The following is a 4,764-nucleotide window of genomic DNA, read 5'->3' as shown; positions in this document are numbered from 1 at the left end:
TAGCGAGGACGGCAGAAAATTGAGGATAAAAATTCGGTTTTGTGAGGAGAATAGCAAGCTATTTGACGAACAAAAGTGGATTTTTAGACCAATTTGCTGTCGCCGCAGCTATTCTCGGTCAGGCTCCTCAGGATCTCTGCACCCGTCCTGGTTCAGGACCCTTGGAATTGTTCAAGACATAAGGTTACGGAATTCACATGCTGGATCCCAAATACGTTCGCAGCAACCTCAATGAAGTGGCTGCCTTGCTTCGTAAAAAGCATTTCGAGCTGGATGTAGAACGACTGAACGCTCTGGAAGAGCGTCGCAAGTCCCTGCAGATTCACACCGAACAGCTTCAGAGCGAACGTAAGTCCGGGTCGAAGGAGTTCGGCAAGATTAAATCCCGGGGCGGTGATATCTCCGAACTCAAAGCGCGTATGGACCAGCTTTCTGTCGAGGTGAGAGAATCTGAACAAGAACTGTCAGCTTTGCAGGCAGAACTGAATGACTTGTTGCTGGGGATTCCCAACCTGCCCCATGAGTCGGTACCGGAAGGTGCTGATGAAGAAGACAATGTCGAAGTGCGTCGTTGGGGTACCCCGACGGATTTCCAGTTTGAGATCAAGGATCACGTGGATCTGGGTGAGCCTCTGGGTCTGGATTTTGAAACCGGCACCAAACTCTCTGGCGCACGCTTTACACTGATGCGTGGTGGCATTGCCCGACTGCATCGTGCCCTGGCTCAGTTTATGCTGGATGTGCAGGTTGAAGAACACGGCTATGAAGAGGTGAATACCCCGGCCCTGGTGCATGACACCGCTCTGCTGGGTACTGGTCAGCTGCCAAAATTCAGTGATGATCTGTTCAAAACGGAATGTGCTGAAGCTGAGAAACCCTTCTACCTGATTCCAACGTCTGAAGTGACCTTGACCAACGTAGTGCGTGAAAGCATTCTGGATACAGCTGAACTGCCACTGAAACTGACGGCTCATTCCTGCTGCTTCCGCAGCGAAGCAGGTAGCCATGGTCGTGATACCCGTGGTCTGATTCGCCAGCATCAGTTTGAAAAAGTGGAAATGGTTCAGGTGGTGCATCCGGAGAAGTCTTTTGAGGCACTGGAAGAGATGACCGGTCACGCTGAGGCTATTCTCCGGAAGCTGGGTCTGCCTTATCGTGTTGTCGCGCTCTGCGGTGGTGATCTTGGCTTTGGTGCTACCAAAACTTATGATCTGGAAGTGTGGCTGCCAGGTCAGGGCAAGTACCGTGAAATTTCTTCTGTCAGTAACTGTCTGGACTTCCAGGCTCGCCGTATGCTGGCCCGTTTCCGTAATCCGGAAACCGGCAAGCCGGAATTGCTGCATACCCTGAATGGTTCAGGTCTTGCGGTAGGCAGAACGCTGGTGGCTGTTCTGGAAAATTATCAGAATGAAGATGGTTCCATTAGAATTCCCCAAGTGCTTCAGCCTTACATGGGCGCGGTCACCGTTCTGGCCCGGTAATTCTCTTTGGGAACTGGCTTGGTTCAGAGCACCTTCAGGTGCTCTGGGTCGCGGGCTCCGAAACCAGGTTTTTCAACCAGCGTCTTGAGAATACCCGCAGGAGCACCATCAGGGCCTTGGACAGCTCTTCAAACAGACTGAAAATAAACACCAGATACAAGGGCAGTCCCCAGTATGCGGCGAGCCAGGCCATGGGGATACCAATCCCCCACATGGCAAAGGTGCTGATGATAGCGGTGGCTCTGACATCTCCCCCACTTCTCAGCAGGCCGATAATCCCCATCAGGTTGATTACCCGGATACACAAGCCAACACTGGCTACGATCATAGCCTCCTGGGCCATGGTCATGGTGGAGCCTTCAAACTTTCCGAACAGGGTCACCACATCCGTCCGGAAAACGATCAACAGAGTACCAATAACCAGCGCAATAAAGGGTGACATGATTAGCATGATCCAGCCTTGTCGCCAGGCTTTCTCAAAATGCCGGGCTCCCAATTCCTGACCCAGAATGATTGAGCCCCCCACACCGAATCCGATAAACAGTGAAATCAGGATGGCCTCAATGGAGGAGATGGCTGACATGATAGCTAATTCATTCACCCCAATACTGGCGTAGATGATGCTGTATATGATAAGGCCAAAAGCCCAGGAGCCATCCTGAAGTGCTATGGGAACACTGACTTTGAAATAGCGAACCAGTTCCGTCTTTTTCATACCCAGTTCAGCATCCCGTTTTTCGGGAATAAGATGGCTTCTGAATTGTTTGATGTACCTGAGTAGAAGGGCGGTCTGGAGAAATCTGGACAAGGTCGTCCCCCAGGCTGATCCGGCAACGCCCAGTTCCGGAAATCCAAAGTGGCCAAAAATCAGCACGTAGTTCAGGAAGACATTCACCAGAATGGCATAAAAGCCAATTCGGGTAGGTGTTCTGGCATCGCCAGACGCTCTCATTGCGGCTTCCAGAGGTACGACAATCGCCGTGCAGATAATGGAAGGAGCGGTAATCAGCAGGTATTCAATGGCCAGCCGGGTCAATTCCGGGTCTCCGGTTGAAAGGCCAATCACCACATCAGGCAACAGTATGTAGAAAGCTACGAAAGGTATCGTGACGAATACCGAGGTTAGTAGCGACTGTACCAGAGTTCTTCGCAAGCCCGCAGTATCGCCTGAGCCTATAAACTGGGAGGCCAGAATACTCATACCGCTACCCAGAGAGGCAGTCAGAATCAGGTTAAAGAAAAAGATTCGGTTACCCAGACCCACCGCTGCAACGGCCGTTTCACCCAGCTGGCCGACCATCAAAATATCGATGAGCCCGAGCACGGAAAACATCATGGATTGCAGGGAAACAGGCAGAGCGAGGTGCCAGAGTTTACGGAAAAACTCCCTGTCCGCACTAACACTCACTGAAGCGGATTTATTCATGCGGTTCCTGATAAAGAGGGTATGAGACTGTTCGGGATTCAGTCTTGAGTTATTCGGCGTAGATTATACGAACTAAAGTACTGCTCATCTGCCAGGGAATACCGAAACTACAGGGGGCATTGAGCTTTAAGGCTTTTAGAGTGCAGAGTGCTGAAAGAGCATAAGAGCATGTTAGAACTGTTCTGCTTTCTGGATGGAATAAGCATCAAATTTATTCTTATCAGAGCGAAAGTATTCACTGGTATAATAACGCCGGACAATGAGAGAGGAATGGGTTCAGGTTCGGTTGAGCCGCTCAGGAACCGTTTCCCGTGAACAATAATGATAACTGTAAGAGAGTCGTCCGAGTGGATTATTTGCCATTATTCCTCGAAGTTCGTGATCGTCCCTGTCTGTTGGTTGGGGGAGGGGACATCGCGTTGCGTAAAGCCAGGCTGCTGTCTGATGCGGGGGCAATGATTCAACTGGTAGCTCCCGAGATTCACCCGGACTTGATGACTTTGATCAATGCCGGAGATCATCACGTTCGGCAGAAAGTCTTTGAACCTTCTGATCTGGACGGCGTTTGTCTTGTTATTGCTGCCACTGATGAGCCTCAAGTGAACTCAGAAGTCGCCCGGCAGGCCAAGCTGCAAAACCTGTTCGTCAACGTAGTCGATGACGCCCAATCCGGTAATGCCGTGATGCCTTCTATTGTTGATCGCTCTCCTGTTATGGTGGCTTTCTCAACGGGAGGCAAAGCACCTGTCCTGGCCCGTATGTTGCGGCAGCAGTTGGAAGCCATTTTGCCGGCTGGCTATGGTCGGCTGGCTGAAATGGCCGGCCAGTTTCGTTCAAAGGTCTCTCAGAAGTTCAGCCGTATCAATGATCGCAGGTATTTCTGGGAGCGTGTGTTGACCGGGAATGCTGCTGAAAAAGCCATTTCCGGTGATGTAGAAGCAGCCCGATGTTTAATGGAAGAAGCACTGGCCTGCTCTGAGCCGGTGACGACAGGAGAAGTCTATCTCGTCGGTGGTGGGCCGGGTGACCCGGACTTGCTGACCTTCAAAGCACTGAGATTGATGCAGCAGGCTGATGTCGTGTTGCATGACCGACTGGTTTCGGAACAAGTGTTGTCACTTTGTCGCCGGGATGCGGATTACATTTATGTGGGCAAGAAGCGTGACCGGCACACCCGCCCTCAGGAAGAAATTAACCAGTTACTGGTCGATCTGGCCAAAGAAGGTAAGCGGGTGTTGCGTCTGAAAGGGGGAGATCCGTTTATTTTTGGTCGGGGAGGTGAAGAGATTGACACCCTGGCTGAAGAGAATATTCCTTTTCAGGTGGTGCCGGGTATTACCGCTGCATCCGGTTGTGCCAGTTATGCCGGCATTCCTCTGACCCACCGGGATCATGCTCAGTCTGTACGCTTTGTAACCGGTCATCTTAAAGACGACAGCTATGACCTGAACTGGCACGAAATGGCTGACCCTTCCCAGACTCTGGTGTTTTACATGGGGCTGATGGGGTTGCCAAGAATCTGTGAAGAGTTGCATAAACACGGGCGTAGTCCAGACACACCCATTGCTCTGATTGAGAAGGGAACCACTCAGAAACAAAGGGTATTCACCGGGTCTCTAGAGACCATCAGCAGTATTGTTGAAGGGAACGCTGTAACGGCTCCTACCCTGATAATTGTTGGTGATGTGGTACAGCTCCACGACAAGTTGAAATGGTTTAATCCAGAAACTAATTAAACTGCTTACTTGCAGCCTGTCGGACTTAAGGCTGTCCTACTGCGGTTGCAATAAATTGGTCTAAAAATTCCTGCTTCTTCGTCAAATAGCTCGCTATTCTCCTCAGAAGCAGAAATTTTTA

Annotated in this window: 3 protein-coding genes; 2 read left to right on the top strand and 1 reads right to left on the bottom strand. The window is 50.8% G+C overall.

The genetic code is table 11. From position 1 onward, the window contains the following. The first annotated feature begins 197 nt into the window (after positions 1-197). Positions 198-1,481, top strand: a complete 1,284-nt coding sequence (serS, locus tag KDK18_RS11270) for a serine--tRNA ligase (RefSeq protein WP_257254998.1) — start codon at positions 198-200, stop codon at positions 1,479-1,481. Positions 1,482-1,515: 34 nt separating this feature from the next. On the opposite strand, the gene KDK18_RS11265 is transcribed toward serS, so the two are convergent. Beyond that, the gene (locus tag KDK18_RS11265) at positions 1,516-2,907 is read right to left on the bottom strand and encodes an MATE family efflux transporter (protein WP_257254997.1); all 1,392 of its coding nucleotides are present in this window, start codon (positions 2,905-2,907) and stop codon (positions 1,516-1,518) included. 347 nt (positions 2,908-3,254) lie between these two features. Between KDK18_RS11265 and cysG the strand changes: the two genes are divergently transcribed. Next, positions 3,255-4,643 (top strand): siroheme synthase CysG, encoded by a 1,389-nt coding sequence (cysG, locus tag KDK18_RS11260; RefSeq protein ID WP_257254999.1) that lies wholly within the window; start codon positions 3,255-3,257, stop codon positions 4,641-4,643. The last annotated feature ends 121 nt before the right edge of the window (positions 4,644-4,764 follow it).

This window comes from Endozoicomonas sp. SESOKO3, from assembly GCF_024606255.1.
This window is presented reverse-complemented; position numbering and strand designations above follow the sequence as displayed.

Excerpts from the sequence above, each read along its gene's own strand:
- serS (WP_257254998.1), top strand. The coding sequence starts at position 198 with ATGCTGGATCCCAAATACGTTCGCAGCAACCTCAATGAAGTGGCTGCC.
- KDK18_RS11265 (WP_257254997.1), bottom strand. The coding sequence starts at position 2,907 with ATGAATAAATCCGCTTCAGTGAGTGTTAGTGCGGACAGGGAGTTTTTC.